This is a genomic window from Variovorax sp. OK212 (genome assembly GCF_900112425.1).
Lineage (GTDB): Bacteria > Pseudomonadota > Gammaproteobacteria > Burkholderiales > Burkholderiaceae_C > Variovorax.
This window is the reverse complement of the sequence record NZ_FOLP01000001.1, coordinates 779572-806569: the sequence shown is the minus strand read 5'-3', so window position 1 is coordinate 806569 and position 26998 is coordinate 779572. Positions and strand designations below refer to the sequence as shown.

General features: G+C 66.7%; 26 protein-coding genes. 11 read left to right on the top strand and 15 right to left on the bottom strand.

Going from position 1 to position 26998, the window contains the following annotated elements; all coding sequences use genetic code 11:
* Nucleotides 1-2 precede the first annotated feature (2 nt).
* Nucleotides 3-935: an NAD-dependent epimerase/dehydratase family protein gene (locus BM004_RS03600; protein ID WP_093211311.1), complete on the bottom strand. Its 933-nt coding sequence runs from the start codon at nt 933-935 to the stop codon at nt 3-5.
* Between the two features lie 80 nt (nt 936-1015).
* Here BM004_RS03600 and BM004_RS03595 point away from each other — a divergent pair, with 80 nt between their 5' ends.
* Together BM004_RS03595 and BM004_RS03590 are read left to right on the top strand one after the other, a co-directional pair.
* A complete protein-coding gene (locus BM004_RS03595; RefSeq protein ID WP_093211309.1) occupies nt 1016-2080 on the top strand; it encodes a CDP-6-deoxy-delta-3,4-glucoseen reductase in 1065 nt (354 codons plus the stop codon).
* An 86-nt stretch (nt 2081-2166) separates the two neighbouring features.
* The gene (locus BM004_RS03590; protein WP_093211307.1) at nt 2167-3144 is read left to right on the top strand and encodes a Bug family tripartite tricarboxylate transporter substrate binding protein; all 978 of its coding nucleotides are present in this window, start codon (nt 2167-2169) and stop codon (nt 3142-3144) included.
* A gap of 98 nt (nt 3145-3242) precedes the next feature.
* Here the strand turns inward: BM004_RS03590 and BM004_RS03585 are convergent, their stop codons facing one another.
* The 8 genes from BM004_RS03585 to BM004_RS03550 form a co-directional block, all read right to left on the bottom strand.
* On the bottom strand, nt 3243-4004 hold the full coding sequence (locus BM004_RS03585; protein ID WP_093125142.1) for an ABC transporter ATP-binding protein: 762 nt from the start codon (nt 4002-4004) through the stop codon (nt 3243-3245).
* A 16-nt stretch (nt 4005-4020) separates the two neighbouring features.
* Nucleotides 4021-4800 carry an ABC transporter ATP-binding protein gene (locus BM004_RS03580; protein WP_093123723.1) on the bottom strand — a complete coding sequence of 260 codons (780 nt, stop codon included), beginning with the start codon at nt 4798-4800 and terminating at the stop codon, nt 4021-4023.
* Between the two features lie 20 nt (nt 4801-4820).
* Entirely contained in the window at nt 4821-6029 is a 1209-nt protein-coding gene (locus tag BM004_RS03575) for a branched-chain amino acid ABC transporter permease (RefSeq protein ID WP_093123720.1), read from the bottom strand.
* A 13-nt stretch (nt 6030-6042) separates the two neighbouring features.
* Nucleotides 6043-6972: a branched-chain amino acid ABC transporter permease gene (locus tag BM004_RS03570; RefSeq protein WP_093123717.1), complete on the bottom strand. Its 930-nt coding sequence runs from the start codon at nt 6970-6972 to the stop codon at nt 6043-6045.
* A gap of 242 nt (nt 6973-7214) precedes the next feature.
* Nucleotides 7215-8507 (bottom strand): replication-associated recombination protein A, encoded by a 1293-nt coding sequence (locus BM004_RS03565; RefSeq protein ID WP_093123715.1) that lies wholly within the window; start codon nt 8505-8507, stop codon nt 7215-7217.
* 22 nt (nt 8508-8529) lie between these two features.
* Nucleotides 8530-9162 (bottom strand): outer membrane lipoprotein periplasmic chaperone LolA, encoded by a 633-nt coding sequence (lolA, locus tag BM004_RS03560; RefSeq protein ID WP_093123712.1) that lies wholly within the window; start codon nt 9160-9162, stop codon nt 8530-8532.
* 159 nt (nt 9163-9321) lie between these two features.
* Complete coding sequence (locus BM004_RS03555; protein ID WP_093212003.1) at nt 9322-11778, bottom strand: DNA translocase FtsK; 2457 nt, start codon at nt 11776-11778, stop codon at nt 9322-9324.
* Nucleotides 11779-11878: 100 nt separating this feature from the next.
* On the bottom strand, nt 11879-12553 hold the full coding sequence (locus BM004_RS03550; RefSeq protein ID WP_093123707.1) for a Crp/Fnr family transcriptional regulator: 675 nt from the start codon (nt 12551-12553) through the stop codon (nt 11879-11881).
* 180 nt (nt 12554-12733) lie between these two features.
* Between BM004_RS03550 and trxB the strand changes: the two genes are divergently transcribed.
* The 3 genes from trxB (at nt 12734) to rpmG (ending at nt 14303) form a co-directional block, all read left to right on the top strand.
* Nucleotides 12734-13693 (top strand): thioredoxin-disulfide reductase, encoded by a 960-nt coding sequence (gene trxB / locus BM004_RS03545; protein ID WP_093211305.1) that lies wholly within the window; start codon nt 12734-12736, stop codon nt 13691-13693.
* A gap of 191 nt (nt 13694-13884) precedes the next feature.
* A complete protein-coding gene (rpmB, locus tag BM004_RS03540; protein WP_007830293.1) occupies nt 13885-14118 on the top strand; it encodes a 50S ribosomal protein L28 in 234 nt (77 codons plus the stop codon).
* Nucleotides 14119-14129: 11 nt separating this feature from the next.
* Complete coding sequence (gene rpmG / locus BM004_RS03535; protein ID WP_007830291.1) at nt 14130-14303, top strand: 50S ribosomal protein L33; 174 nt, start codon at nt 14130-14132, stop codon at nt 14301-14303.
* Between the two features lie 231 nt (nt 14304-14534).
* Here the strand turns inward: rpmG and BM004_RS03530 are convergent, their stop codons facing one another.
* The 3 genes from BM004_RS03530 to BM004_RS03520 all read right to left on the bottom strand — a co-directional run bounded on the left by BM004_RS03530 (nt 14535) and on the right by BM004_RS03520 (nt 19068).
* Nucleotides 14535-15749, bottom strand: coding sequence for a DesA family fatty acid desaturase (locus tag BM004_RS03530; protein ID WP_093123702.1), 1215 nt, complete (start codon nt 15747-15749; stop codon nt 14535-14537).
* A gap of 132 nt (nt 15750-15881) precedes the next feature.
* On the bottom strand, nt 15882-17153 hold the full coding sequence (locus tag BM004_RS03525) for an RsmB/NOP family class I SAM-dependent RNA methyltransferase (RefSeq protein ID WP_093211303.1): 1272 nt from the start codon (nt 17151-17153) through the stop codon (nt 15882-15884).
* A gap of 61 nt (nt 17154-17214) precedes the next feature.
* Nucleotides 17215-19068 (bottom strand): M48 family metalloprotease, encoded by a 1854-nt coding sequence (locus BM004_RS03520; protein ID WP_093123698.1) that lies wholly within the window; start codon nt 19066-19068, stop codon nt 17215-17217.
* A gap of 52 nt (nt 19069-19120) precedes the next feature.
* Between BM004_RS03520 and BM004_RS03515 the strand changes: the two genes are divergently transcribed.
* Nucleotides 19121-19354: a DUF1653 domain-containing protein gene (locus tag BM004_RS03515; RefSeq protein ID WP_093123696.1), complete on the top strand. Its 234-nt coding sequence runs from the start codon at nt 19121-19123 to the stop codon at nt 19352-19354.
* 72 nt (nt 19355-19426) lie between these two features.
* Here the strand turns inward: BM004_RS03515 and BM004_RS03510 are convergent, their stop codons facing one another.
* Complete coding sequence (locus tag BM004_RS03510; RefSeq protein ID WP_093123693.1) at nt 19427-19747, bottom strand: I78 family peptidase inhibitor; 321 nt, start codon at nt 19745-19747, stop codon at nt 19427-19429.
* Nucleotides 19748-19783: 36 nt separating this feature from the next.
* Complete coding sequence (gene purN / locus BM004_RS03505; protein WP_093123691.1) at nt 19784-20380, bottom strand: phosphoribosylglycinamide formyltransferase; 597 nt, start codon at nt 20378-20380, stop codon at nt 19784-19786.
* Nucleotides 20381-20513: 133 nt separating this feature from the next.
* Here purN and BM004_RS03500 point away from each other — a divergent pair, with 133 nt between their 5' ends.
* The 4 genes from BM004_RS03500 to BM004_RS03485 all read left to right on the top strand — a co-directional run bounded on the left by BM004_RS03500 (nt 20514) and on the right by BM004_RS03485 (nt 25101).
* Complete coding sequence (locus BM004_RS03500) at nt 20514-21695, top strand: acyl-CoA dehydrogenase family protein (RefSeq protein WP_093211301.1); 1182 nt, start codon at nt 20514-20516, stop codon at nt 21693-21695.
* 12 nt (nt 21696-21707) lie between these two features.
* Nucleotides 21708-22823, top strand: coding sequence for an acyl-CoA dehydrogenase family protein (locus BM004_RS03495; RefSeq protein ID WP_093211299.1), 1116 nt, complete (start codon nt 21708-21710; stop codon nt 22821-22823).
* 86 nt (nt 22824-22909) lie between these two features.
* On the top strand, nt 22910-24280 hold the full coding sequence (locus BM004_RS03490; protein ID WP_093211297.1) for an alpha/beta fold hydrolase: 1371 nt from the start codon (nt 22910-22912) through the stop codon (nt 24278-24280).
* Between the two features lie 32 nt (nt 24281-24312).
* Complete coding sequence (locus BM004_RS03485; RefSeq protein ID WP_093211296.1) at nt 24313-25101, top strand: enoyl-CoA hydratase; 789 nt, start codon at nt 24313-24315, stop codon at nt 25099-25101.
* Nucleotides 25102-25123: 22 nt separating this feature from the next.
* Here BM004_RS03485 and BM004_RS03480 read toward each other — a convergent pair whose 3' ends face one another.
* Nucleotides 25124-25684, bottom strand: a complete 561-nt coding sequence (locus BM004_RS03480) for an HNH endonuclease (protein WP_093123678.1) — start codon at nt 25682-25684, stop codon at nt 25124-25126.
* A gap of 164 nt (nt 25685-25848) precedes the next feature.
* On the opposite strand from BM004_RS03480, the gene BM004_RS03475 reads away from it, so the two are divergent.
* Nucleotides 25849-26886 carry a bifunctional riboflavin kinase/FAD synthetase gene (locus BM004_RS03475; RefSeq protein ID WP_093123676.1) on the top strand — a complete coding sequence of 346 codons (1038 nt, stop codon included), beginning with the start codon at nt 25849-25851 and terminating at the stop codon, nt 26884-26886.
* Nucleotides 26887-26998: the final 112 nt, after the last annotated feature.

Sequence of the window (26998 nt, the reverse complement as noted above, 5' to 3'; positions counted from 1 at the left end):
GATCAGGCTGCCTCGCGCAGACCCGTGTGCACCGTCGGGTGCGCCAGTCGCACGCGCAGCTCGCGCTTGAGCCTGGTGTTGTCCAGGCGGCGCGATTCACCCATGAAACTCAGCAATTGCACCGGCAGTTGCCGCTCGGCCTCGTCGCGCGCCAGGCGCTGCGGGCGGGGCATGCCGTAGAGGTCGGCGGCCAGGTCGATGTAGTCGCCCATGCGCAGCTCGGTGTCGTCGGCGGCATGCACGATGCGTTGCGGCTTGCCGCGGAACAGCGCGGCCACGCAGGCGCGCGCCAGGTCGTCGGCGTGGATGTGGCTGGTGTAGACGTCGTCCTCGCGCCGCAGCACCGGCGTGCCGCGCTCCAGGCGCGCGCGCGGGGTGCCGTTGGCGCGGTCGGGCGCGTAGATGCCCGGAATGCGCAGGATGCTGGCGCGCATGCCCGCGCTGCGGCCCAGCCAGCGCACGACGCGCTCGGCGTCCACGCGGCGATGGGCGCGCGGGGTGTCGGGGCGCACGCCGCGGGTTTCGCTCACGCGGGCGCCGCCGCAATCGCCGTAGACACCGCTGGTCGAACCGTAGACGAAGGTCGAGGGCGCCGAGCGCAGCCGCAGGGCGCGCGCCAGGCCGGTGGTGCGCTGGTCGCGCCACCAGGCGGCGCCGCCGTCGCGCGCCGGGGGCGCCAGGTGCAGCACCCGCGTGGCGATGCCCGCCAGCCGGCGCAGGGTGGCCGTGTCGTCCAGGTTGCCCACCAGGGGCCGGATGCCGGCGGCGCGCAGGCCCTCGACCCGCCCGGCCGACGACGTGAGCGCCACCAGTTGCATGCGCCCGCGCAGGTCGCGCGCCACGCGCTGTCCGACGTCGCCGCAACCGACGATCAGCAGGCGCTCGCGGCGGAACCGGGCCGGCAAGGCGCCGGAGGGGCTATTGATTGAGGGCAAAATCGAGGTTCCTGTCCGAATTCAGTTGATCCCGGCGCTGCACGCAGGCCGGGCAGAGTTTTACCCCCCGAAGAATACCGATGACTGCTACAGCGCCGCACGACGCGGGCTTTTCCATCACCGTCGAACCCAGCGGCCGCCATTTCGTGGTCCACGGCGACGAAACCATCCTCGCGGCCGGCATCCGGCAAGGCATCGGCCTCCCCTACGGCTGCAAGGACGGCGCCTGCGGCTCCTGCAAGTGCAAGAAGCTCTCGGGCGAGGTCACCCTCGGGCCGCACCAGAGCAAAGCCCTGAGCGCCGAGGAGCAGCTCGCCGGCTTCGTGCTGACCTGCTGCGCCCACGCCACGAGCGACGTGGTGCTCGAGTCGCGCCAGGTCACAGAAGCCGGGGCGATGCCGATCCGCAAGATGCCGGTGCGGGTGCAGGGCCTCTCGCGCCTGTCGCACGACGTGATGATGGTGCGCCTGCAACTGCCGGCCGGCGAGCCGCTGCAGTTCCATGCGGGCCAGTATGTGGAATTCATCCTGCGCGACGGCGCGCGCCGCAGCTATTCGATGGCCAACGCACCGCACACGGTCGGCGTGCCGGGCACGGGCATCGAGCTGCACCTGCGGCACATGCCCGGCGGCAAGTTCACGGACCACGTGTTCGGCACGATGAAAGAAAAGGAAATCCTGCGCATCGAAGGCCCGTTCGGCAGCTTCTTCCTGCGCGAGGACTCCGACCGGCCGATCGTCCTGCTGGCCTCGGGCACGGGCTTCGCGCCGATCAAGGCGCTGCTGGAGCACATGCAGTTCAAGGCCATCGCGCGGCCCGTGTCGCTCTACTGGGGCGGCCGCCGCCCCGAAGACCTGTACATGGACGCCTGGCTGCACGAGCAGATGGTGAAGATGCCGCACCTGCGCTACGTGCCCGTCGTCTCCAACGCCACGCCCGACGACAACTGGACCGGCCGCACCGGCTTCGTCCACCAGGCCGTGCTGGAAGACTTCGCCGACCTGTCGGGCCACCAGGTGTATGCCTGCGGCGCGCCCATCGTGGTCGACTCGGCCAAGCGCGACTACGTGGCGCTGGCGGGCCTGCCCGAAGAAGAGTTCTTTGCCGACGCGTTCACCACCGAGGCCGACAAGGCCCTGCCCTGAAGCGCCGCCGAGCCTCTCTGGCCTCTGGCCTCTCTCTACGGAGGCTCTCCTGAATTCCCCTGACGTTCCCTGAAGACACCACAACAATGAAGACGAGACACTTCCTTCTCACCCTGCTCGCCAGCGCCACCGCCCTGATGGGCACCGGCCAGGCCCTGGCCCAGCAGCAGCGCCCCATCCGCCTCGTGGTTCCGTACGCGGCCGGCGGCCCGATCGACAACACGGCGCGCATCCTCGCCGAGCGCGTAAAAGACACGCTGGGCCCGGTCATCATCGACAACAAGCCCGGCGCGGGCGGCAACATCGGTGCCGACATCGTGGCCAAGGCGCCCGCCGACGGCCTTACCATCGGCATCGCGGCCACCGCCACCAATGCGGTGAACCCGTGGCTCTACAACAAGATCCCGTTCAACGCCGCGACCGACTTCGCGCCCATCACGCAGATGGTCCGCGTGCCCAACGTGCTGGTGATGAACGCCGACACGGCCAGGCGCCTGAACATCAACAGTGTGGCCGACCTGATCCGCTACGCCAAGGCCAACCCCGCCAAGCTCAACTACGGCAGCGGCGGCAACGGCAGCGCCGGCCACCTGGCGGGCGAGCTGTTCAAGAAGGAAGCGGGCATCTTCGCGCTGCACATTCCGTACAACGGCGGCAGCCCGGCACAGCTGGCGCTGATCTCGGGCCAGGTCGACTTCAACTTCGACAACCTCGCCACCGCCGCGCCGAACATCCGATCGGGCAAGCTGAAGGCGATTGCCGTGACGACGCTCCAGCGCAGCAGCTCGCTGCCCGACGTGCCGCCCATCGCCGACACGCTCAAGGGCTTCTCGATCGACACGTGGTGGGGCCTGGTCGCACCGGCCGGCACGCCGCACGACGTGGTCGTGAAGCTGAACCAGGCGTTCGTGGCTGCGTTGAACGCGCCGGAAACGAAGACCCGCTTCGCCGGCCTGCTGGCCGAGCCGGTGGCCAGCTCGCCCGAGCAGTTCGGCGCGTTCATGAAGAGCGAGCTCACCAAGTACGAAGCCGTGGTCAAGTCCACTGGCGCAAAGGTGGACTGACCCCCAGGGACGACCCCCAGGCAGCGCGCACTTCGTGTCGCTTCGCCCCCCCTTGCAGGCCTTGCAGGGGGCGATACCCGCGGCCCGGCAGGTTGGGGCTACTCGCCCAGGTAGGCAGCCCGCACGCGCGGGTCGCTCAGCAGGGCCTTGGCTTCACCGTTCATGGTGATCAGGCCCGACTCCATCACGTAGCCGCGATCGGCCAGTTGCAGCGCGCGGTTGGCGTTCTGCTCCACCAGCAGGATGGTCACGCCCTGCGAGGCCACGGTCTGCACCACCTCGAAGATCTTGTCGCACATGATGGGCGACAGGCCCATGGTGGGCTCGTCCAGCAGCAGCACCTTGGGGCGCGCCATCAACGCACGGCCCATGGCCAGCATCTGCTGCTCGCCGCCCGACATGGTGCCGGCCAGCTGGTCCTTGCGCTCGCGCAGGCGCGGGAAGGTCACGAACACGCGCTCCATGTCGCTGGCGATCTCGGCCTTGTCCTTGCGGATGTAGGCGCCGATCTGCAGGTTCTCGGTGATGGTCATGCGCGTGAACACGCCACGGCCTTCCGGCACCATCACGAGGCCCTCGCTCACCAGGTCCCACGCGCCGCGGCCCTTGATGCTGCGGCCCATGAATTCGATGTGGCCGGCCCCGGCCGGCAGCGTGCCGGTGATGGCCTTCATGGTGGTGGTCTTGCCGGCGCCGTTGGAGCCGATCAGCGAGACCAGCTCGCCCTCGCGCACCTCGAAGTCCACGCCCTTCACGGCCTGGATGCCGCCGTAGCCGACCTTCAGGCCGCTGACTTTCAGCAGCGTCTTGCCGGCCGTCCTGGCTGTTGCGGCATTCGACACGGTTGCTTGTTCGCTCATGGTTGCGGTGCTCATCTCAGTGGCCTCCGGTGCCGAGGTAAGCCTCGATCACCTTCTCGTTCTTCTGCACGTCCGCGGGCGTTCCTTCGGCAATCTGCTTGCCGTAGTCCAGCACGGTGACGCGGTCGCACAGGCCCATGATCAGCTTCACGTCGTGCTCGATGATCAGGATGGTGCGGTTGTCGCGGCGGATGCGGTCGATCAGCTCGCGCAGCGCGACCTTCTCGGTCAGGTTCATGCCCGCGGCGGGCTCGTCGAGCGCGATGAGCTGCGGGTCGGTGGCCAGCGCACGGGCGATCTCCAGGCGGCGCTGGTCGCCGTACGACAGCGTGCGCGCCTTGTAGTCGGCGAACTTGCCGATGCCCACGTAGTCGAGCAGTTCGTGCGCGCGGTCGGCAATGGCCTTCTCTTCGGCCTTGAAGCTGCCGGTGCGCAGCATGGCGCCGAACACGCCCGAGCTGGTGCGGATGTGGCGCCCGACCATCACGTTCTCCAGCGCCGTCATTTCGGCGAACAGGCGGATGTTCTGGAAGGTGCGCGCAATGCCGGCCTTGGCCACTTCGTGCACGGCCGTCGGCTGGTAGGGCTTGCCCGCGAGCTCGAAGGTGCCGCTGTCGGGCGTGTACAGGCCGGTGATCACGTTGAAGAACGTGGTCTTGCCAGCGCCGTTGGGGCCGATCAGCCCGTAGACCTGGCCGCGCTTGATGGTTATGCCCACGTCCGACAGCGCCTGCAAGCCGCCGAAGCGCTTGGAGATGCCGCGAACGTCGAGGATGGTGTCCGTTGTCGTCGTCATGTTGATTTTTCCTTCGGCGTTCACGGATTGATCGACATGGGGCGCGAAGCGGCACCCGGCAACTCGTCGGCGGGCGTGTCGATGCCCGGCGCATGCGTCTGCAGCGAGCCAGGCGCCACGGCCGCGTGGGCCGGGTCGACGGGCACGCCGCCCTTCCTGGTGAGCGTCTTGCCGTGCTCCGGCGAAGGCCACAGGCCGCGCGGACGCACCAGCATGATGATGATCATGGCCAGCGCGATGAACAGCTGGCGCAGGATGGAGGCGTCGAGGCGGCCGCCGGTGAGCGACTGCAGCGGGCCGGCCACGTAGCGCAGCACTTCCGGCAGCGCGGCCAGCAGCACGGCGCCCAGGATGACGCCGGGCAGGTGGCCGATGCCGCCGAGCACGACCATCGCGACGATCATCACCGACTCCATCAGGCTGAAGGACTCGGGCGACACGAAGCCCTGGAAGGCGGCGAACATCGCGCCCGACACGCCGCCGAAGCTGGCACCCATGCCGAAGGCCAGCAGCTTCATGTTGCGGGTGTTGATGCCCATGGCCTTGGCGGCGATCTCGTCTTCGCGGATGGCCATCCAGGCGCGGCCGATGCGCGAGACCTGCAGGCGGTGCGAGATGATCACGGTGGCGATCACGAGCGCCAGGAACAGGTAGTAGTACAGCGACACCGAGGAGATCGAGAAGCCGTCGAACTTCCATGCCTTGCCGAGGTCGAGGCCCCAGAACTTGACGGAGTCGATGGCCGTGATGCCCTTCGGGCCGTTGGTGATGTTGACGGGCTGGTCCAGGTTGTTCAGGAACACGCGGATGATTTCGCCGAAGCCCAGCGTCACGATGGCCAGGTAGTCGCCGCGCAGCTTGAGCGTGGGCGCGCCGAGCAGCACGCCCAGGCAACCGGCCACGACCAGCGCCAGCGGAATCACGATCAGCAGCGAGGTGTGCAGGCCGTTCGGGAACATCTGCGCGAACCACGGGAAGGTCTCGGTCAGGTGCGACGAACCCATGAGCGCGAAGAGGTAGGCTCCCACCGCGAAGAAGGCCACGTAGCCCAGGTCGAGCAGGCCGGCGTAGCCGACCACGATGTTCAGGCCCAGGGCCAGCAGCACGTAGAGCAGTGCGATGTCGGCAATGCGCACCCATGCGTTGCCCTGCATCTGCAGCAGCAGGGGCAGCGCGAGCACGGCGATGATGCCGATGACGTAGAGAGCGAGGTTCTTGCTGTTCTTCATGATCCGCTGCTCCTTACGCACGGTCCGCCACGCGTTCGCCGAGCAGGCCCGACGGACGCAGGGTGAGCATGACGATCAGCACGATGAACGCGAAGATGTCGCTGTAGTTGCTGCCCAGCACGCCACCGGTGATGGTGCCGATGTAGCCGGAGCCGATGGCTTCGATGAGACCGAGCAGGATGCCGCCGACGACCGCTCCCGCAAGGTTGCCGATGCCGCCGAACACGGCCGCGGTGAAGGCCTTCAGGCCGGGCAGGAAGCCCATCGCGTGTTGCGCGATGCCGTAGTTCGATGCGTACATCACGCCCGCGATGGCCGCGAGTACGGCGCCGATGATGAAGGTGGCCGAGATGACCATGTCGGGGCGGATGCCCATGAGCGCGGCGACGCGCGGGTTCTCCGCGGTGGCGCGCATCGCGCGGCCGAGCTTGGTGTAGTTGACCAGCCACATCAGCACCACGAGCGAGAACGCCGTGACGCTCAGGATCATGACCTGGGTGGGCGAGATGACCGCGCCGCCCACGTGGATGGGGTCGGTGGGCAGCAGGTTGGGGTAGGCCTTGTTGGTGGGTTTCCAGATGATCATGGCCAGCGTCTGCAGCAGGATCGACATGCCGATGGCCGTGATCAGCGGAGCGAGCTTGGGGCTGTTGCGCAGCGGCCGGTAGGCCACTTTCTCGATCACGAAATTCAGGGTTGCCGCGACGACGCAGGCAATGATCAATGCAATGAGGAGGACCAGCCAGCCCGGTGTGTTGGGCATGCCGTCCTTCATGAGTCCGATGATGGTCCAGCTCGTCAGAGCCCCCACCATCAACACCTCTCCGTGTGCAAAGTTGATCAGATTGATGATGCCGTACACCATGGTGTAGCCCAAGGCTATCAAGGCATACATGCTGCCGAGTACCAGACCGTTGATGATCTGCTGCAGCAAAATGTCCATATCGCGTTTCCCTATGTGTTGCACCGTTTGCGGGGTGCCATTCACCCACCGAGGCACCGGTTTGGCGCCCTTGGCATGACAAGCAAAAAACCAGCCAACATGTGTCGCCGGCGGATTTGTGGGCGGGATTGTAGTCACGCCCCAGCGCTGATTTGGTGCGTGTTGACCGGGGTTTACCCGCTCACCTCATGCTGTATGCGCGTGGGGTCATGCACGCTTTGCGGGCATGTTGCAAGACAGTATCAGTCGTTGCCTTGCGCGTTCAGCCGGCGCAGTTCGCGCAGCTTTTCGCCGATGCGAATTTCGAGTCCGCGGTCCACGGGTTCGTAGAAAACCTGGCCTTCCAGGCCGTCGGGAAGGTAGCGCTCGCCGGCGGCGAAACCGCCCTCCTCGTCGTGCGCGTAGCGGTAGCCCTTGCCGTAGTCGAGCTCTTTCATGAGCTTGGTCGGTGCATTGCGCAGGTGCATCGGCACCGGGCGCGTGCTGTCCTTCTTGATCAGCGCGCGCACCGCGTTGTAGGCCTTGTAGACCGCGTTCGACTTGGGCGCGATCGCAAGGTAGACCACGCATTCGGCCAGTGCCAATTCCCCTTCGGGGGTACCCAGTCGTTCGTAGACCTCGGCCGCGTCGAGCGCGAGGCGCAGCGCGCGCGGGTCGGCCAGGCCGATGTCTTCGCTCGCCATGCGCACCAGGCGCCGCGCCATGTAGCGCGGGTCGGCGCCGCCGTCGAGCATGCGCACGAACCAGTAGAGCGCGGCGTCGGGGTCGCTGCCGCGCACCGACTTGTGCAGCGCGCTGATGGTGTCGTAGAACTGTTCGCCGCCCTTGTCGTAGCGGCGCATGCGCTCGCCGAGCACACGCAGCAGCCACTCGTCGGCGATGTGGTCGAGCTTCTCGGCGCGCGCCGCGACGGCGAGGGTCTCGAGCGTGTTGAGCAGCCGGCGCGCGTCGCCGTCGGCGTAGGCCACGAGGCGGTCGACCGCGGCGGCCTCGATGGCCGGCACCGCCTGGATGGCCTGTGCGCGCGCGACGATCTGCTTGAGGTCTTCCTCGTTGAGCGACTGCAGCACGTACACGGCGGCACGCGACAACAGGGCCGAGTTGACTTCGAACGACGGGTTCTCGGTGGTCGCGCCGATGAAGGTGAAGAGGCCCGACTCCACGTGCGGCAGGAACGCGTCCTGCTGGCTCTTGTTGAAGCGGTGCACCTCGTCCACGAAGACGATGGTGCGCTGCTGCTCGAGCCCGTCGCGTGCCGAGGTGGCGCGGTCGACCGCCTCGCGGATGTCCTTCACGCCGCCGAGCACCGCGCTGATGCTGAGGAACTGGGCGTCGAAGGCATCGGCCATGAGCCGTGCGATGGTGGTCTTGCCGGTGCCCGGCGGGCCCCAGAGGATGCACGAGTGCGGCTGGCCCGACTCGAAGGCGATGCGCAGCGGCATGCCGGGGCCCAGCAGGTGCTGCTGGCCGATCACTTCGCCGAGCGTCTTGGGACGCAGGCGTTCGGCGAGGGGCTGATGGGCGGTGGTGGCCAAACCGGTAAGGCGCTCGTCTTGCTTATTGCTTGACGACGTCGGCACCCGCTGGCGCCTTGAAGTCGAACACGCTGGCTGGCAGCGACGGGTTCACTTCCACCTTGCTGAACTTGAGCACCGAGCGTTGGCCGAAGCTGTCGAGAATCTCGAGCGCCGCCAGTGCCTCGCCCTGGAAGCCGACCTGCACGCTCTGCAGCTGGCCGTCCTTGTTCTTCGGCGTGGCCTTGACCCACTGCAGCCCATCGCGCTCCGGCGCGGCTTCCAGCGTGAAATCGGCCTGCAGGGCGCGCAGATCGGGCGCCGCGGCAATCAGCGCGGCGGGCGTGGAGCCCAGCGCCTGCGCCTGCGTGCGCTGCGTGACCTGGTTCAGGTCGGCGTCGTACAGCCACAGCGTCTTGCCGTCGGCCACGATGCTTTGAGCGAAGGGCTTCTGGTAGTCGAACTTGAACTTGCCGGGGCGCTGGAATTCGAAGGTGCCGGTCGACGTCTTGGTGCGCCCGGGTTGCCCTTCGCGCGCCGGCGCGGTCACGGTCTGGGTGAAATCGGCGCGGCCGGACTTCACGGTCTTCACGAAGGTTTCAAGGCTTTCAAGGCCACCGGCCCACGCGTTGGCGGAACTCAGGAGGCCGATCAACAGCCAATGACGCAATTTCAATTTGGATTCCTCGAATAGCTGTGACCGCTGTGGCACAGGGCTTCACCCTAACTGCCGCGAATTGCGACAGGTGTAGGCCTTGATGAAGATTTGCAATTCCGCCGTGCGCTTTTGCAAATTGCCTTTCAGCACGTAACTGAAAACCGAAAGCGCGGCGAATTACTCCGCCGCGCGTGCCGGCACCAGGATTTCGCGCTGGCCGCTGCCGCTCATGGCGCTCACCAGGCCGGCCTTTTCCATGTCTTCGACCAGGCGCGCCGCGCGGTTGTAGCCGATCTTCAGGTGGCGCTGCACCAGCGAGATGCTGGCCTTGCGGTTCTTGAGCACGACCTCGACCGCCTGGTCGTACATCGGGTCCTTCTCGGCATCGCCGCCGCCAAGCAGGTCGCCGTCACCGTCGCCATCGACCGTGCCGCCTTCGAGCACGCCCTCGATGTAGTCCGGCTCGCCCTGGCTCTTCAGATAGGCCACCACGCGGTGCACTTCCTCGTCGCTCACGAAGGCGCCGTGCACGCGAATCGGCAGGCCCGTGCCGCTGGGCATGTAGAGCATGTCGCCCATGCCGAGCAGCGCCTCGGCGCCCATCTGGTCGAGGATGGTGCGGCTGTCGATCTTGCTGGACACCTGGAACGCGATGCGGGTCGGGATGTTGGCCTTGATCAGGCCGGTGATCACGTCGACGCTGGGGCGCTGCGTGGCCAGGATCAGGTGGATGCCGGCGGCGCGCGCCTTCTGCGCGAGGCGGGCGATGAGCTCTTCGATCTTCTTGCCGACCACCATCATCAGGTCGGCCAGTTCGTCGATGACCACGACGATGTGCGGTTCGCGCTTCAGCGGTTCCGGATCGTCCGGCGTGAGGCTGAAGGGGTTGTAGATGAACTCCTCGCGCGCCTTGGCTTCGTCGATCTTGGTGTTGTAGCCGGCCAGGTTGCGCACGCCGAGCTTGCTCATGAGCTTGTAGCGGCGCTCCATCTCGGCCACGCACCAGTTCAGGCCGTGCGCGGCCTGGCGCATGTCGGTGACCACGGGCGCCAGCAGGTGCGGAATGCCTTCGTAGACCGACATTTCGAGCATCTTCGGGTCGATCATGAGCAGGCGAACGTCGCGTGCCTCGGCCTTGTAGAGTAGCGAAAGAATCATCGCGTTGATGCCCACCGACTTGCCCGAGCCGGTGGTACCGGCCACCAGCACGTGCGGCATCTTCGCAAGGTCGGCCACCACCGGGTTGCCGATGATGTCCTTGCCGAGGCCCATGGTGAGCATCGACTTGCCTTCGTTGTAGACCTGCGAGCCCAGGATTTCGCTGAGCTTGATCGACTGGCGCTTGGCGTTCGGCAGCTCGAGCGCCATGTAGTTCTTGCCCGGAATGGTCTCGACCACGCGGATCGACACCAGCGAGAGCGACCGTGCCAGGTCCTTGGCGAGGCCCAGGATCTGCGAGCCCTTGACGCCGGTGGCGGGCTCGATTTCGTAGCGCGTGATGACGGGGCCGGGCGAGGCCAGCACCACGCGCACCTCGACGCCGAAGTCCTTGAGCTTCTTCTCGATCATGCGCGAGGTCATCTCGAGCGTGTCGGAAGAAACGGTTTCCTGGCGCGCCTGCGCGGCGTCGAGCAGGTCGACCTGCGGCAGCTTGCTGTCGGGCAGCTCCTTGAAGAGCGGCTTCTGGCGCTCCTTGACGACGCGATCGCTGCGGGGCACCTCGGTCATCGCGGGCTCGATCTGCACCGGCGGCGAAGGGACGCGGCGCTTCGGCGCCGGATCGATGGGAATGTCTTCTTCGTCGTCGAAGCTCGGCTCCTGCGGGCTCGAGTCGCCGAACGCGGCCTCCTTGGGCGCGCGCGTTTTCTTTGCGCGCGGCGCGGTCATGGGCACGGACTCTTCGTCGCCGGCGCGCTCACGCGCGGCTTGCTTGCCCATGGCGATGTCGGCGGCCATCTCGCGCTTTTCGCGGCGCGACTCGAACAGCGAATAGGCACGCGAGCCGATGCGTTCGGCAATCTGGCTCCAGGAGAACCGGAAGACCAGCGCCGAGCCGATCACGCCGCCGGCGATGGCCATCAGCGCCGAGCCGGTGAAACCCATCCAGCGGACGCTGGACGGACCTACCATGGAACCCAGCACGCCGCCGCCGGAGCCCGGCAGGTGCGATTCGAGGCGGTACAGGCGCGACCATTCGAGCACCGCGCTGGCGCACAGGAGCAGGATCAGGCCGAACCAGAAGGCCAGGCGGCTGCGGTTGAAGCGCCCGCGCGGGGGTTGTTGCTCGGCGGCGGGGGCCGGCTCGCCGCCGCGCAGCCAGTTGGCGAGGGACGAAAGCCAGGCGCGCAGCCCGGCGGCAAGGCACCACCATACGGAGTAACCGGCGACGAAATAGCTGCCATCGGCCAGCCAGGCGCCGATGCGGCCGCCCCAGTTCTTGATTTCGCCTCCGGTGCCCGACGTCGACCAGGCGGCGTCGGAGGGCGTGAAGCTCAGCATGGCCAGCAGCCAGAACAACAGCGCTGCAAATCCTGCGATCAGTGTGATTTCGTGGGCGAAGCGCATGGCGCGAACACGCACGGGTTGGCCCTCGGCGGCAGAAGAAGATTGAAGCGTATTGAGCGAATAGGTCATGAAAAACACGGCAACCGGCCCAGGAAAACAGGGGCCGGAAGCACGAACACTACAACAAAAGGCCAGGGCCGCCGGCAACGGCGGGCCCGGCCCGAAAGGCTCAAGCCAGCGACAGGAGCCGTTCCTTGACGATCATCGACCCGTCTTCCTGGGTCTGGACGAAGCCGCGCTCCTCGAGGTCCTTCATCACGCGGCTCACCATTTCGCGCGAGGCGCCGACCATCTTGGCCAGGTCCTGGCGGGAGATCTTGTCGCGCACCTTGAGGTTGCCGGCGCCATCCTCGATGGCGAACTCGAGCAGCGAACGGGCGACACGGCCGTACACGTCCATCAGCGCCAGCGACTCGATCTTGCGGTCGGCGTGGCGCAGGCGCTGCACCAGGCCGCGCATGATGTTGTACGCCATGGAGGAGTTCTCGGGCAGGCAGCGCGCGAAGGCGTCGCGGCCCAGCATGAGCACGTCGCACTGGATTTCGGTGCGCACGGTGGCCGAATGCGGCTCGTCGTCGATCAGGCTCATCTCGCCGAGGTAGTCGCCGGGGTGCAGCGTGGCGAGGATGACCTCGCGGCCGCGGCTGTCGGCGCTGGTGACGCGCGCCCGGCCGGTCAGGATGATGTAGAGCGCGTCGGACTTCTTGCCCTGCTCCACGACGACTTCCGCTCGCTTGAAGCGCTTCTTGATGATCGCGTCCGCGATGCTGGCGGATTGCGTGGCCGTCAGCGACGCGAACAATGGAACGCGCCGAAGCAATTCGAGGTTGGACAGCATCGACATTTATGAATCCCTGAGACAGCGCGCGGAGCAGCCCAAGAGACGAGCCGATGGATTACTACAATCGCGCGCATTGAAAACACCGTTTACCCGGTGTTGAACCGGGCAGTGATACTCCACATATATCGCTACCACCCTGAAAATGTACACGCTGCCGCAGCGTATATCCTAGGTTTTCTACTCATGTCCGCTCCCCAACACGCCAAGGTTCTGATTCTCGGCTCCGGCCCCGCCGGCTACACCGCGGCCGTCTACGCAGCCCGCGCAAACCTGAAGCCATTGCTCATCACCGGCATCGCCCAAGGCGGCCAATTGATGACCACCACCGAGGTCGACAACTGGCCCGCCGACGTCCACGGCGTGCAGGGTCCGGAGCTGATGCAGCGCTTCCTGGAGCACGCCGAACGCTTCAAGACGCAGATCGTCTTCGATCACATCAACAAGGTCGACCTGAGCAAGCGCCCGTTCACGCTGACCGGCGACAGCGGAACGTACACCTGCGATTCGCTGATCATCGCGACCGGCGCATCGGCCAAGTATCTGGGCCTCGATTCCGAGGAAAAGTTCATGGGCCGCGGCGTCTCGGCATGTGCCACCTGCGACGGCTTCTTCTACCGCGAACAGGAAGTCTGCGTGATCGGCGGCGGCAACACGGCCGTCGAGGAAGCGCTGTACCTCGCCAACATCGCGAACAAGGTCACGCTGGTGCACCGCCGCGACAAGTTCCGCGCCGAGCCCATCCTGATCGACAAAGTGATGGAGAAGGTGGCCGAAGGCAAGATCGTGCTGAAGCTGCACAGCGAACTCGACCAGGTGCTGGGCGACGACACGGGCGTGACGGGCATCCGCATCAAGAGCACGCAGACCGGCGCCACCGAGCAGATCGACCTCAAGGGTTGTTTCATCGCCATCGGGCACCACCCGAACACCGACATCTTCCAGGGCCAGGTGGAAATGAAGGACAACTACATCCTGACCCGTTCCGGCCTGCAGGGCTTCGCCACGATGACCAGCATTCCGGGCGTCTTCGCCGCCGGCGACGTGCAGGACAACGTGTACCGCCAGGCCATCACCAGCGCCGGTACAGGCTGCATGGCCGCCCTGGACGCGCAACGCTTCCTGGAGCAGGACGGCACGCTGTAAACGCGAACGCACGGCGGCGCCCGAAAGGGCTATAATCCGAGGCTTTGCCGAAATAGGGCCACCCTTCAACGAAGGACAGGCTACGGCGAAGCCGGGATACCGCCACCCGTTTTCTGGCGAGGTCAAGCTGCAAAACACCCTGCGACTTTCCGGTTGCAAGCGGTGCCAGCTGTTCAAGAAAGAGTGTCCTCATGGCACGCGTATGCGACGTAACGGGCAAAGGCCCGATGGTCGGAAACAACGTTTCCCACGCCAACAACAAAACCAAGCGCCGGTTCCTGCCGAACCTGCAATACCGCCGTTTCTGGGTCGAAACTGAAAACCGCTGGGTTCGCCTGCGCGTTTCGAGCGCTGCCCTGCGCCTGATCGACAAGAACGGTATCGACGCCGTGCTCGCAGACCTGCGCGCACGCGGCCAAGCTTAAGGAGCTGAATCATGGCAACGAGCAAAGGCGGACGCGAAAAGATCAAGCTGGAATCCACCGCGGGTACCGGCCACTTCTACACGACCAGCAAGAACAAGAAGACGATGCCTGAAAAGATGTCGATCATGAAGTTCGACCCGAAGGCGCGCAAGCACGTCGAATACAAGGAAATCAAGCTGAAGTAATTCAGCCCTGGTTTTCCCAAACAAGAAACCCGCTGCTTACCCAGCGGGTTTTTTGTTGCCTGTTGATTTGTGCCCCGCCACCTGCCAACAGCCAACAGCCAACAGCCAACAGCCAACAGCCAACAGCCAACAGCCAACAGCGTCAATAGAGCTTAAGCCAGCACACCCGCACAGGTGACAGGCACAAAAAAGCCGGCCCTCAGGCCGGCTTTTTGATGAGCGTGAGACGCGTCAGGCGCGAGCGGCGCGCAGGCGGGTCGAGAAGTCACGCAGGCCGGCGATGCCGCTGGCCTCCGCACGGTGGCACCAGGCCGCCAGATCGGCTGCCAGTTGCTCGCGCGATTGCGAGGTGTTCAGCCACAGCTGACGCAGCTCTTCGCGCATCGTGACCATCTTGTCGAGCACCGGATGAGCGGCACGGGCTTGCACGACGTGCGTGCGGGCCGATGCGGGCACCTTGTCGTCGTCGCGGTGCAGCCAGCGCTTGGCGGCCTTGAGCGCCGACAGGTCGGCACCCTTGGTCTTCAGCGCATCCAGTTCCATGCTGGTGGCGCGGCGCATTTCGCGCGCATAGCCGGCCATGACTTCGTAGCGGTTGGCGATGACGGCCTCGAGCGTCTTCTCGTTGGCCACAGGCTGGATGTCACCCATCAGCATCTTCGGCGGCACCTTCTTGACCTTGGCCCAGCCGAGCTTCTGGAAAACCTGGATGTAGACCCAGCCGATGTCGAACTCGTACTTCTTGACCGAGAACTTGGCCGAAGTCGGGTAGGTGTGGTGATTGTTGTGCAGCTCTTCGCCGCCGATGATCAGGCCCCAGGGCATGATGTTGCGGCTGGCGTCTTGCGCCTCGAAGTTGCGGTAGCCCCAGTAGTGGCCGATGCCGTTGATGATGCCGGCGGCGGTGATGGGGATCCAGAGCATCTGCACCGCCCACACGGCCATGCCGAGCGTGCCGAACAGCGCCAGATTGATCACCAGCATCAGGCCCACGCCTTGCCAGCTATAGCGCGTGTAGAGGTTGCGCTCGATCCAGTCATCGGGCGTGCCGTGACCGTAGCGCTCCATCGTTTCCTTGTTCTTCGACTCGGCGCGATACAGCTCGGCGCCGCGCCAGAGCACTTCGTCGATGCCCTTGACCTGCGGGCTGTGCGGGTCGTCGACGGTTTCGCACTTGGCGTGGTGCTTGCGGTGAATGGCAACCCATTCCTTGGTCACCATGCCGGTGCCCAGCCACAGCCAGAAGCGGAAGAAATGCGATGGAATCGGGCCCAGATCCATGGCCCGGTGCGTTTGTGTCCGGTGCAGGAAGATGGTGACCGCGGCAATCGTGATGTGCGTGGTGACGAGCGTGTACAGCACGACTTGCCACCATGCGAGGTCCCACAGGCCGTGTCCGAGCCATTCGATGGCCGCATTCAGAACGGCGGAGTCAGGAAGCAACATTGAGTCAGGTACTCCATGGCCACACGAAGGTGCAGCCTTCAGATAACCCGCGATTTTAAAGCGGTGGGCCTAAATGAGGCCCTTTAAACCTTCAAGAAAATCACAGATTAACCCTAGTTTGGAGTCCCGCCTCTATTTGCGGTTCCACACCGCGGCAAAGAAACCGTCGGTCGAGTGACGGTGCGGCCACAGCCGCAGATAGCGCCTGCCGCCCTCTCCGCCCGCGCACAGCGCCTCGAAACCCTCGACTTTCAGGCCGTGGAGCAGCTCGGCGGCATCCACGGGCTCGAAATCCGGGTTGGCGGCACTGAAAGCCTCGGCGATGGCCTCGTTTTCCTCGGGCAGCACGCTGCACGTGGCGTAAACCAGACGGCCGCCCGATTTCACCAGCCGGGAAGCGCTTTGCAGGATTGCTGTCTGTTTGACCGTCAATTCCTCGACCGATTTGACCGATTGGCGCCATTTCAGGTCCGGATTGCGCCGCAGCGTCCCCAGCCCCGAACACGGCGCATCGACCAGCACGCGGTCGATCTTGCCCGCCAGGCGCTTGATCCGGTCGTCGCGCTCGTGCGCGATCGCGGCGGGGTGCACGTTCGACAGCTTGCTGCGCGCCAGCCGCGGCTTGAGCGCGTCGAGCCGGTGCGCCGACGTGTCGAACGCATACAGGCGCCCGGTGTTGCGCATGGTGGCGCCGATGGCGAGCGTCTTGCCGCCCGCACCCGCGCAGAAATCGACCACCATTTCGCCACGCTTGGCGTCCAGCAGCAGCGCCAGCAGTTGCGAGCCTTCGTCCTGCACCTCGATGGCGCCGCGAACGAACGCGTCGAGCTTGGTCAGCGCCGGCTTGCCTTCGATGCGCAAGCCCCACGGCGAGAACGGTGTCGCTTCCGATTTGATAGCAGCCTTCGCAAGCTCCGCCTTCACATCCGCCCGTTTGTCGCCCAGCGCGTTGACGCGCAGGTCGAGCGGCGCCGGTTGCTGCAGGCTTTCGACCAGCGGCCAGAAACCGTCGCCCAGCTGCGCCTTGAGCGGCGCGACCAGCCATTCGGGCAGGTTGTGGCGGTGGCGCTCGAGCAGGTCGTCGGGCTTGACCGCGTCGCAGTTGTCGAGCCAGCGCTTTTCGGTGTCGTTGAGCGCGCTCTTCAGGAAGTCGCGCGGGCCGTGGAAGCCCAGGATCGCCATGCGGCGCTCCTTCGAGCCGGAGCCCGAGGGCGAGAGATGGTCGAACAGCAGCTTCTTGCGAAGCACGGTGTAGACGGTTTCGGCGAGCGTCGCGCGCTCGCGCGGGCCGAACTCGCGATGGTCGCGGAAAAAGCGCGAAACGACCTGGTCGGCCGGGTGATCGAATTTCAGGACAAGGCCGACCAGATCGGCGGTGGCCTCCAACAGGGCTTTGGGGTGCATGCCCCGATTGTCTCAGCCATCCGGCCTGTCCCGCCCGTCCAGCCCGATCCGAGCCGAAAGCCTATGCGGCGCGGCCCCAGACCTCGCCGAAAGCCTGCCGCTGGATGTCTTCCAGCGTGGGCGAATGGCCCGCCCACAGCACCAGCGCGGCGCCCGGCAGCGTGAGCGTCTGCTCCAGCTGGCGGCACAGCTGCCAGCGGTCCTCGTCGTCGAGCCCGGGCAGGTCGACGAACACGATGTAGGCCCGGCGCCACGGAAACTCGCGCAGGTTCTTGCGCACCAACCAGGCGCGCGACGCCGGCAGGCAGCGCACGAGATCGGCCCGCAGCTCGCCCAGCTCGTAGTCGTTCAGGTCGTGGCGCGAGATCTGGCTGAAGAACGGCGTGCCGGTGATCTCCTCCCAGGCGCGCGTCTCGGCCTCTTCCGCCTCCTTGAGACGGCCGCGCCACAGCTTGAGCGCCTCTTCTTCGTGCGGTCCGGCGTCGGGGTCCTCGAGCGACGCCACGGCGCTCCTGGCCGCCCACCAGCGGCTGGCCGCGCCGGAACTGTGCAAGCGCTCGAGCACGGCGAGCCGCGCTGCGCGGTCGTTCGACGGCAGCATCTGGGCCAGCCCGCGCAGCGCACCCGGGTGCTCCGGCGCAATCTGCAGGGCGGTTTCGTAGCGCAGCCGCACGGGCGCCGCCGGGTCGAGCCGCCGCTCCGAATCGGCCCATTCGACCATCTCGTCAGGCGTGTTGCGCTCGCCGCGCGCGGCCAGCACCGAGATGCGCTCGCGGATGCGCGAGCGGTGCGCGTGGTGCTGTTTCCAGTCGGCCGCATGCGCGCGGCGCCAGCGAACATCGAAATACTCGATCCACTTCTTCCGGTCGGCCAGCAACTCGAGCGCTGAGCGCTGCGACCATTCGGGCAGCGCCGCCTTCTGCTTGAGCGCCTCGAGCCGGTCGCGCAGCACCGGGTGGGTGTCCTCCAGGTCGCTGACGCGGCGCATCGCCTCGCGCAGCGCCTGGCGGGCGAAGTCTTCGTCGGGCGGGGTGCGCACGCGCTTGCGCAACGCGGCGAAAGGCCCCGGCGGCGTCGGCTCGTGCTCGGCGCGGGCCCAGTGCCAGGGCCAGAACTCGTTGGCGTACCAGTTGCCCTTGATGGCGATCTCGGTCAGCGCGGCGGCTGCCACCGTGGTGCCCAGCAGCCGCCCGGAAATGCGGTCGGCCTCGTACTCGTCCTGGCGGGCCAGCGCGAAGGTCTTGGCGGCAAAGCGCGGAAAGTACCAGCGGAAGAAGGCCTGCGAGAAAACCGCCATCACGCCTTCGCTGCGCTGCAGGTTGGCGTCCAGCTTGAGCCAGGACAGCCGCGTGCGGTAGATCCACGCGCTCAGCCTGCCGTGGTTGCCGCGCAGGTGGCCGTACTCGTGCGCCAGCACCGACAGCAGCCGCCGCCGGTCGAGCATCATCAGCAGCGGCAGGCCGATGCTCAGCGAGTTGATGGCGCCGCCGAACAGCCCGAAGCGCGGCACCTGGCGGATGCTGGCGTTGAATTCGTCGTCGAGGTAGACGTGGTGGACCGGGGGCCCCTTGATCTTGCTGCGGATGCGGTCCAGCGCCTCGAACAGCGCCGGCGCATCGTCGCGCTGCAGTTCCACGCCGTCGGGCTCGTCGAAGCGCACCCAGAGCGCGCGCAACGTGGCCCAGAGCAGGCCGCCCGCGAACAGCAGCAGCCAGCCGCGCGTGAAGCTGAAACGCTCCTCACGGATCGACGACAGCACCCAGACAATGAGGCCCACCGCAAGCGCGAGGCAGCCCAGCACCCACAGGTAGCCGAGCGCGGCAAAAGCCGCCACGCTGCGTCGATAGCGCGCACTGTCGTCCGCACTGGCATGCTCGCTCAGTCGAACCAGGTGAACAAAATCAGCGCGATCCATCCGACTCCTGTCACATCAAGCCAACCCCGACTGTTTTAGAAAGAAGCCCCCGTTGAACGACGAAGACCTCCCGCCCCTGATCGAAACACCACCCGGCCGCTACCGTCACTACAAGGGCGGCGAATACGAGGTGATCGGCACCGTGCGCCACAGCGAAACGCTGGAGCCGATGACGCTGTACCGCGCCCTGTACGGCGCCCACGGACTCTGGGTCCGGCCGGCCGCCATGTTCGGAGAAACCATCGAGATCGACGGCGCGCTCCGGCCAAGATTCGCCCCGATCTAGACGGCAGTCGGGCTGCGTACGCCCGTCCTGCTTCAGTGGGTTGCTATGTTCTTCATAGCAACCCGATCGCCGTCAACCGCAGCGGACGTCCGTCACGCGGTTGCGGGCGTCGACGTCGAGGTTCAGGCGCCCGCCGTTGAGTTCCATCGTGGCCGCGTCGCCGGGCTTGAGCACCCGCACCGTGCCGGCGGCTGCGCGCACGCGGGCGGCGGCTTCCAGCTGGGGCGTGAGCAACTGGCCCACGGCAAAACGGGCGCCATCGGCGCTGCATTGGTAGACCGGTTCCGGCGGCGGCGCGGGGGGCGCCGGGGCGGGCGCGGGCGCCGGAGCGGCACAGCCGACCAAAAGGACGACAGCGCCAGCGGCGGCCAGCAGCAGCGATTGGGTTTTCACGTCAAGACTCCCGAAAAGCCGCGAATATAAACAAATTTAATGATTGTGACTCGATGTATCTGCAAGCCATCCCTCAATGGCTCGCGGATACAACAGATGCTCTTGCGCGAGCACCCGTCCGGCCAGCGTGGCGGCCGTGTCGTCAGGCAGCACCGGCACCACGGCCTGCGCCAGGATCGGCCCGTGGTCGAGTTCGGTGGTCACCTGGTGGACCGTGACACCCGCCACCTTGCAGCCCGCCTCGATGGCGCGCTGGTGCGTGTGAAGCCCCGGAAACGCGGGCAGCAGCGAGGGATGGATGTTCACCAGGCGCCCCGCGTAGCGCCCGACGAAGCCCGGCGTCAGGATCCGCATGAAGCCGGCCAGCACCACCAGCGCGGGCGAATGGGCGTCGACCGCCTGCGCGAGCGCCTCGTCGAAGGCCTCGCGGCTCGCGAAATCCTTGTGCGGAACCACCGCCGTCGCGATGCCGTGCGCCTTGGCCGTCGCCAGGCCGCCGGCCTCGGCCTTGTTGCTCACCACGGCGGCAATGCGCGCGCCGAAGCGGCCGGACCAGCGCTCGCGCTCGGCCGCGCGCACGATGGCGGCCATGTTGGAGCCGCCGCCGGAGATCAGGATCACGATGTTCTTCATGGGAGGCGGGATTATCCGTGGGCCGACTTGTTGTCGCGGCGCGGACACTCGATCGCAGCACGACCGTGCTAAAACTCACGGCTCCGGAGACACACCGCGTCTGCGGTGAACCGATCAACACAGCGAGGCACGCATGGATTTGAGCTTCACACCCGAAGAACAGAAGTTCCGCGAAGAAGTTCGCGCCTGGGTCAAGGAAAACCTCCCCAAGGAGATTTCGCACAAGGTGCACAACGCGCTCGAACTGACGCGCGACGATCTGCAAGGCTGGGCCAAGATCCTCGGCAAGAAGGGCTGGCTGGGCTACGGCTGGCCTAAGGAATTCGGCGGTCCGGGCTGGACCGCCATCCAGCGCCACCTGTTCGAGGAAGAAACCGCGCTGGCCGGCGCGCCGCGCATCATCCCGTTCGGCCCCGTCATGGTGGCGCCGGTGATCATGGCCTTCGGCAATGCCGAGCAGCAAAAACGCTTCCTGCCCGGCATCGCCAGCGGCGAAGTCTGGTGGAGCCAGGGCTACAGCGAGCCGGGCTCGGGCTCCGACCTGGCATCGGTGAAGACCAAGGCCGAGCGCAAGGGCGACAAGTACATCGTCAACGGCCAGAAGACCTGGACCACGCTCGGCCAGTACGGCGACTGGATGTTCAACCTCGTGCGCACCAGCAACGAAGGCAAGCCGCAGACCGGCATCAGCTTCCTGCTGCTGGACATGAAGTCGCCCGGCGTCACGGTTCGCCCGATCAAGCTGCTCGACGGCGGCCATGAAGTGAACGAGGTGTTCTTCGACAACGTCGAGGTGCCCGCCGAGAACCTGATCGGCGAAGAGAACAAGGGCTGGACCTACGCCAAGCACCTGCTCTCGCACGAACGCACCAACATCGCCGACGTGAACCGCGCCAAGCGCGAACTCGAACGCCTGAAGCGCATCGCCAAGACCGAGGGCGTGTACGAAGACCAGCGCTTTCGCGACGAGATCGCCAAGCTCGAAGTCGACATCGTCGCGCTCGAGATGATGGTGCTGCGCGTGCTGTCGGCCGCGACCTCGGGCAAGAACTCGCTGGACGTGGCCGGCCTGCTCAAGATCCGCGGCAGCGAGATCCAGCAGCGCTACGCCGAACTCATGATGCTGGCCGGCGGCCCCTACTCGCTGCCGCTGATCCGCGAAGCGATGGAAGCCGGCTGGCAAGGCAACTTCCCGGGCGGCAACCCGGCGCTCGCGCCGCTGACGTCGACCTTCTTCAACATGCGCAAGACCACCATCTACGGCGGTTCGAACGAAGTGCAACGCAACATCGTCGCGCAGACGGTTCTGGGCTGAGGAGACACGCACATGGATTTCAATTTTTCCGACGACCAGGAACAACTGCGCGACGCCGTTCGCAAGTGGGTCGACAAGGGCTATGACTTCGAGCGCCGCCGCGGCATCGAGGCCAAGGGCGGCTTCTCGCGCGAGGCGTGGGACGAACTGGCCGAGCTCGGCCTGGGCGGCCTGTACATCGGCGAAGGCGACGGCGGCCTGGGCATGGGCCCGGTGGCCGGCATGGTCGTCATGGAAGAACTCGGCCGCGGCATCGTGCTGGAGCCCTTCGCGCAGACGCTGATCGCCGGCGCGGTGCTCAGCGGCTACGCGGGCACCGAGGTCAAGGACGCCTGGCTGCCCCGCATCGCCGGTGGCCAGGCCATCGTGGTGCTGGCCTACCAGGAACGCAAGGCGCGCTACCGCCTGGACCTGTGCGAAGCCACGGCCGTGAAGTCGGGCAGCGGCCATTCGCTGACCGGTGCCAAGAGCGTGGTGCCCGTGGGCGACGAAGCCGACGCCTTCATCGTGCCCGCCAAGCTCGACGGCAAGATCGCCCTGTTCCTGGTCGAGCGCAGCGCCAGCGGCGTGGAAGCCCGCGGCTACGGCACGCAGGACGGCGCCCGCGCGGCCGAGGTCGTGTTCGACAAGGCCGACGCCACGCTCGTCACGGCCGACGGCCTGGCCGCGCTCGAATACGCGGTGGACGTGGGCATTGCCGCCACCTGCGCCGAAGCGGTGGGCGTCATGGACAAGACCGTGGCCCTGACCGTCGAGTACATGAACCAGCGCAAGCAGTTCGGCGTGGTCATCTCCAGCTTCCAGGCGCTGCGCCACCGCATCGCCGACATGAAGATGCAGCTGGAGCTCGCACGCTCGATGAGCTACTACGCCACGCTCAAGCTCAACGCCCCGGCCGACGAGCGCCGACAGGCGCTGGCGCGCGCCAAGTACCAGCTGGGCACGTCGATGCGCTACGTGGCCGCGAACTCGGTGCAGCTGCATGGCGGCATCGGGGTGACCGACGAGTACATCGGCAGCCACTATTTCCGCAAGCTCACGCAGATGGAAATGACCTTCGGCGACACCCTGCATCACCTGGGTGAGGTGTCCGCGCGCATGCAGGACACGGCAGGCGTCTTCGCCTGACGGTCTTTTTCCCCTAGCATCCAACGCCCGCCCGCCTTGCGCCGGCGGGCGTTTTCACTTGGAAATCCGCTCCCCAGGAACGAAACATGCAATCCCGCCGCACCCTCCTTGCCATGGCGGTCGCCACGACCTCCGCGATCGCCGCCTCCACCATGCTGACCGCCTGCGCCACAGCCCCCTCGCCGTCCTACGCGGAACGCCCGCCCATCGTCTTCGTGCACGGCAACGGCGATTCGGCCGCGCTCTGGCAAACGACGATCTGGCGCTTCGAGTCGAACGGCTGGCCGCGCGACCGGCTCTTTGCGTTCGACCAGCCGAACCCGCTCGCGCGCGACGACGACGCCGTGGCCCAGCCCGGACGCAGCTCGACAGGCGAATCGGCGGTGTTCCTGAAGGCCCAGGTCGACAAGGTGCTGAAAGCCACGGGGGCGAGCAAGGTCGTGCTGATCGGCAATTCGCGCGGCGGCAACACCATTCGCAACTACGTGCAGAACGGCGGCGGCGCGGCCGTGGTGAGCCAGGTGGTGCTGGGCGGCAACCCCGCGCACGGCATCTGGGCGGTGAAGGCCTTCCGCGAGAACAACGAGTTCTCGGGCCTCTCGGGCTTCATGCAGCAGCTCAATGCGCCGAAGGGGCCCAACGGCGACGAGGTCACGCCGGGCGTGAAGTGGCTGACGCTGCGCTCCGACAACAACGACAAGTACGCCCAGCCCGACGGCGTGTGGATCGGCGCGCCCGGCAAGCCGACCCACATCGGCTTCGACGGACCGGCCCTGAAGGGCGCCACCAACGTGGTGCTGCCGCGCGTGGACCACCGCGAAACCTCGTTCTCGCCCGCCGCCTTCGCCGCGACCTGGCAGTTCCTGACGGGCCAGGCGCCGCGCAGCACCGGCGTCGAGGCGGAGGCCGCCGTGGTGCTCGACGGGCATGCCATCGGCGCGGAAAACCTGCCGCTGAACGGCGCGCGGCTCACGGTGTATGCCGTCGACCCCGCCACCGGCGAGCGGCTGGGCAACGCCGTCCACACCAAGGCCATCGGCATGGACGGCCGCTGGGGGCCGTTCAACGCGCGCGGCGACGCGGCGTACGAGTTCGTGCTGGCCACGCCCAGCTACGGCACCACGCACATCTACCGCAGCCCGTTCCCGCGCAGCAGCAAGTTGGTGAACCTGCGGCCCGAACGCATCGTGCCGGCCGACAACGGCGCGACGTCGGTGGTGGTCTTCACGCGGCCGCGCGGCTACTTCGACGTGCAGCGCGACACCATGCGCTTCGACGGCAAGAGCCCGCCGGCCGGCGTGCCGCCCAAGGGGGCGGGCGTGTCGACCTCGCGCCTGCGCCTGGAAGGCGGCGGTGCGCCGCGCGCGGTGACCGGCGAATTCAACGGCGAGCGCATCACCGGCCTGACCTGGCCCACCGCGAACGAGCACACGACGGTGCTCGAGCTGACTTACTGATCTACTGACCTACTGATCTGCGAGGCCACGCCATGAACGACACGAGCGCCCCCTTCGTGCTGCAGCAGCGCGACAACCGCGGCGTGCTCACGCTGACGCTGAACCGGCCGTCTTCGTTCAACGCGCTCTCCGAAGGCATGCTGGGCGCGCTGGAACAGGCGCTCGGCCAGGCCGCGGCCGACGACACGGTGCGCGCCGTCGTCATCGCCGCCGCCGGCAAGGCCTTCTGCGCGGGCCACGACCTGAAGGAAATGCGCGCCGAGCCCTCGCTGGGCTACTACCGGCAGCTGTTCGAGCGCTGCGGCGCGATGATGCTGTCGATCCAGCGGCTGCCGGTGCCGGTGATCGCGCGGGTGCACGGCATCGCGACCGCGGCGGGCTGCCAGCTGGTCGCGGTGTGCGACCTGGCGGTGGCCTCGAGCGAGGCGCGGTTCGCGGTCAGCGGCGTGAACGTGGGCCTCTTCTGCGCCACGCCCAGCGTCACGCTGTCGCGCAACCTGGGACGCAAGGAAGCCTTCGAGATGCTGGTGACCGGCGAATTCATCGGCGCGCGGGAAGCGCAGGAAAAGGGGCTGGTGAACCGGGTGGCGGCGCCCGAGGCGCTCGACGCGGCCGTCGAAGCGTTGGTGGCCAGCATCGTCGCCAAGCCGCGCCAGGCGCTGGCGCTGGGCAAGGCGCTGTTCTACCGGCAGCTCGAAACCGGCATCGAGGCCGCGCTGGCCGACGCCAGCCAGACCATGGCCTGCAACATGATGGACGAGAGCGCGCTGGAAGGCGTGCAGGCCTTCATCGAGAAACGCCCGCCGCACTGGAAGCGCTGAAGCGGCCCTTGAAAGCCGCCAGCTAGCTGTCGTGCAGCCGGGAGCTCTGCGGCAGGTGCGCCATCAGGAATTCCATCTGGTCGGCCAGGATGCGCCTGTTTCGCAGGATGAAATCTTCCCAGAGGCTGGGCACGTAGGGCGCGTACAGCAGCGGCATGTTCGCCTGCTCGGGGGTGCGGCTGCTCTTGCGGTGGTTGCAGGGCTTGCAGGCCGTGACCACGTTCATCCAGGTGTCGATGCCGCGCTGGGCAAAGGGAATGATGTGCTCGCGGGTGAGCTCGTCTTCGTGGAAATGGCCGCCGCAGTAGGCGCACACGTTGCGGTCGCGCGAGAACAGCTTGCTGTTGGTCAGGCCGGGGCGCTGGGCGAAGGGGTTGATGCGCGGCACGCCCTTGGTGCCGATGATGCTGTTGATCGCGATCTGCGACTGCTCGCCGGTGATTGCGTTGTGGCCGCCACGGAACACGGCCACCTGCGCGCCCACCTCCCAGCGAACTTCGTCCGCCGCATAGTGGATCACCGCCTGTTCCAGCGAAATCCATGACTGGGGCAGCCCTTGGGCCGACAGCTTCAAGACCTTCACACACGCCTCCTGAAAAGGAAGAACCACGGAAAGACCAGGGACACGGAGCGCGTCGAAAACACACCTCAGTCAACGCACTGCGTCACAATATACCGGCTTTGTGACAAATCGGCCTGATTCGCCCATTTGACGGGCGAAAGGCGCTATCAAAAAGATACTCACCGATGCAGGTTTTTCGCGGCTTCCGGCACCCGGGCGTGGCCCCTGCCTGCGCCCTCACCATTGGCAATTTCGACGGCGTGCACCGTGGCCACCAGGCCATGCTCGCGCTGCTGCAGACCGAGGCCCGCCAGCGCGGGCTGCCGAGCTGCGTGCTCACTTTCGAGCCCCACCCGCGCGACTATTTCGCCGCGCTCACCAAGAAGCCCGACCTGGCGCCGGCGCGCATCGGCACGCTGCGCGACAAGCTCAGCGAGCTGGCCGCCTGCGGCGTGGCGCAGACCATCGTGCTGCCCTTCGACAGCCGGCTGGCCTCCCAGTCGCCCGAGGAATTCATCCAGAACGTGCTGGTCGACGGCCTGGGCGCGCACTACGTGCTGGTGGGCGACGACTTCCGCTTCGGCGCCAGGCGTGCCGGCGACTACGCCATGCTCGACGCGGCCGGCGATGCCCGCGGCTTCGACGTGGCGCGCATGAACAGCTACGAGGTGCACGGCCTGCGGGTGTCGAGCTCGGCCGTGCGCGAGGCGCTGGCTGAAGGCCGCATGGCTGACGCCCACACCCTGCTGGGCCGGCCGTACACCATCTCTGGCCACGTGGTCCACGGCCGCAAGCTCGGCCGCGCGCTGGGCGCCTCGGCGCCGGGCCAGGACGACGGTTTTCGCACCCTCAACCTGCGCTTCAAGCACTGGAAACCGGCCGCCAGCGGCATCTTCGCGGTGCTGGTGCACGGCCTGGCCGACCAGCCGCTGCCGGGGGTGGCCAACCTGGGCGTGCGCCCCTCGCTGGACGCCAATGACGTCAACGGCGGGCGGGTGCTGCTCGAAACCCATTGCCTGGAGTGGCCCTCCCATCTGGGCGCCGAAGGGGCCTACGGTAAAATCGTGCGCGTGGAACTCCTGCACAAACTGCACGACGAATTGCGCTACACCAGCCTCGAGGCCCTCACTGCGGGCATCGCGAAGGATGGCCGCGACGCGCGTGCGTTCTTTGCATCGACCCACGCAGAAACCCATCGCCAGACCACGCGCGATCGAATTTAGCCCTGCACGCACCGTGCTGCCGCCCTTCGACAAGCTCAGGGCGAACGGCTTTATCTTCCGCACCGACACGCTTCACAACGCAGTTCGGGCTGAGCCTGTCGGAGCCCCCTGT

Bases quoted from the DNA above. Each gene is read 5' to 3' on its own strand.
- BM004_RS03580 (WP_093123723.1), bottom strand. From the start codon at position 4,800: ATGACGACGACAACGGACACCATCCTCGACGTTCGCGGCATCTCCAAG.
- BM004_RS03490 (WP_093211297.1), top strand. From the start codon at position 22,910: ATGCAATCCCGCCGCACCCTCCTTGCCATGGCGGTCGCCACGACCTCC.
- BM004_RS03550 (WP_093123707.1), bottom strand. From the start codon at position 12,553: ATGTCGATGCTGTCCAACCTCGAATTGCTTCGGCGCGTTCCATTGTTC.
- BM004_RS03585 (WP_093125142.1), bottom strand. From the start codon at position 4,004: ATGAGCGAACAAGCAACCGTGTCGAATGCCGCAACAGCCAGGACGGCC.
- BM004_RS03525 (WP_093211303.1), bottom strand. From the start codon at position 17,153: ATGCACCCCAAAGCCCTGTTGGAGGCCACCGCCGATCTGGTCGGCCTT.
- BM004_RS03520 (WP_093123698.1), bottom strand. From the start codon at position 19,068: ATGGATCGCGCTGATTTTGTTCACCTGGTTCGACTGAGCGAGCATGCC.
- purN (WP_093123691.1), bottom strand. From the start codon at position 20,380: ATGAAGAACATCGTGATCCTGATCTCCGGCGGCGGCTCCAACATGGCC.
- BM004_RS03575 (WP_093123720.1), bottom strand. From the start codon at position 6,029: ATGAAGAACAGCAAGAACCTCGCTCTCTACGTCATCGGCATCATCGCC.
- BM004_RS03590 (WP_093211307.1), top strand. From the start codon at position 2,167: ATGAAGACGAGACACTTCCTTCTCACCCTGCTCGCCAGCGCCACCGCC.
- BM004_RS03475 (WP_093123676.1), top strand. From the start codon at position 25,849: ATGCAGGTTTTTCGCGGCTTCCGGCACCCGGGCGTGGCCCCTGCCTGC.
- BM004_RS03485 (WP_093211296.1), top strand. From the start codon at position 24,313: ATGAACGACACGAGCGCCCCCTTCGTGCTGCAGCAGCGCGACAACCGC.
- rpmG (WP_007830291.1), top strand. From the start codon at position 14,130: ATGGCAACGAGCAAAGGCGGACGCGAAAAGATCAAGCTGGAATCCACC.
- rpmB (WP_007830293.1), top strand. From the start codon at position 13,885: ATGGCACGCGTATGCGACGTAACGGGCAAAGGCCCGATGGTCGGAAAC.
- BM004_RS03555 (WP_093212003.1), bottom strand. From the start codon at position 11,778: ATGACCTATTCGCTCAATACGCTTCAATCTTCTTCTGCCGCCGAGGGC.
- BM004_RS03570 (WP_093123717.1), bottom strand. From the start codon at position 6,972: ATGGACATTTTGCTGCAGCAGATCATCAACGGTCTGGTACTCGGCAGC.
- BM004_RS03495 (WP_093211299.1), top strand. From the start codon at position 21,708: ATGGATTTCAATTTTTCCGACGACCAGGAACAACTGCGCGACGCCGTT.
- BM004_RS03530 (WP_093123702.1), bottom strand. From the start codon at position 15,749: ATGTTGCTTCCTGACTCCGCCGTTCTGAATGCGGCCATCGAATGGCTC.
- trxB (WP_093211305.1), top strand. From the start codon at position 12,734: ATGTCCGCTCCCCAACACGCCAAGGTTCTGATTCTCGGCTCCGGCCCC.
- BM004_RS03500 (WP_093211301.1), top strand. From the start codon at position 20,514: ATGGATTTGAGCTTCACACCCGAAGAACAGAAGTTCCGCGAAGAAGTT.
- BM004_RS03595 (WP_093211309.1), top strand. From the start codon at position 1,016: ATGACTGCTACAGCGCCGCACGACGCGGGCTTTTCCATCACCGTCGAA.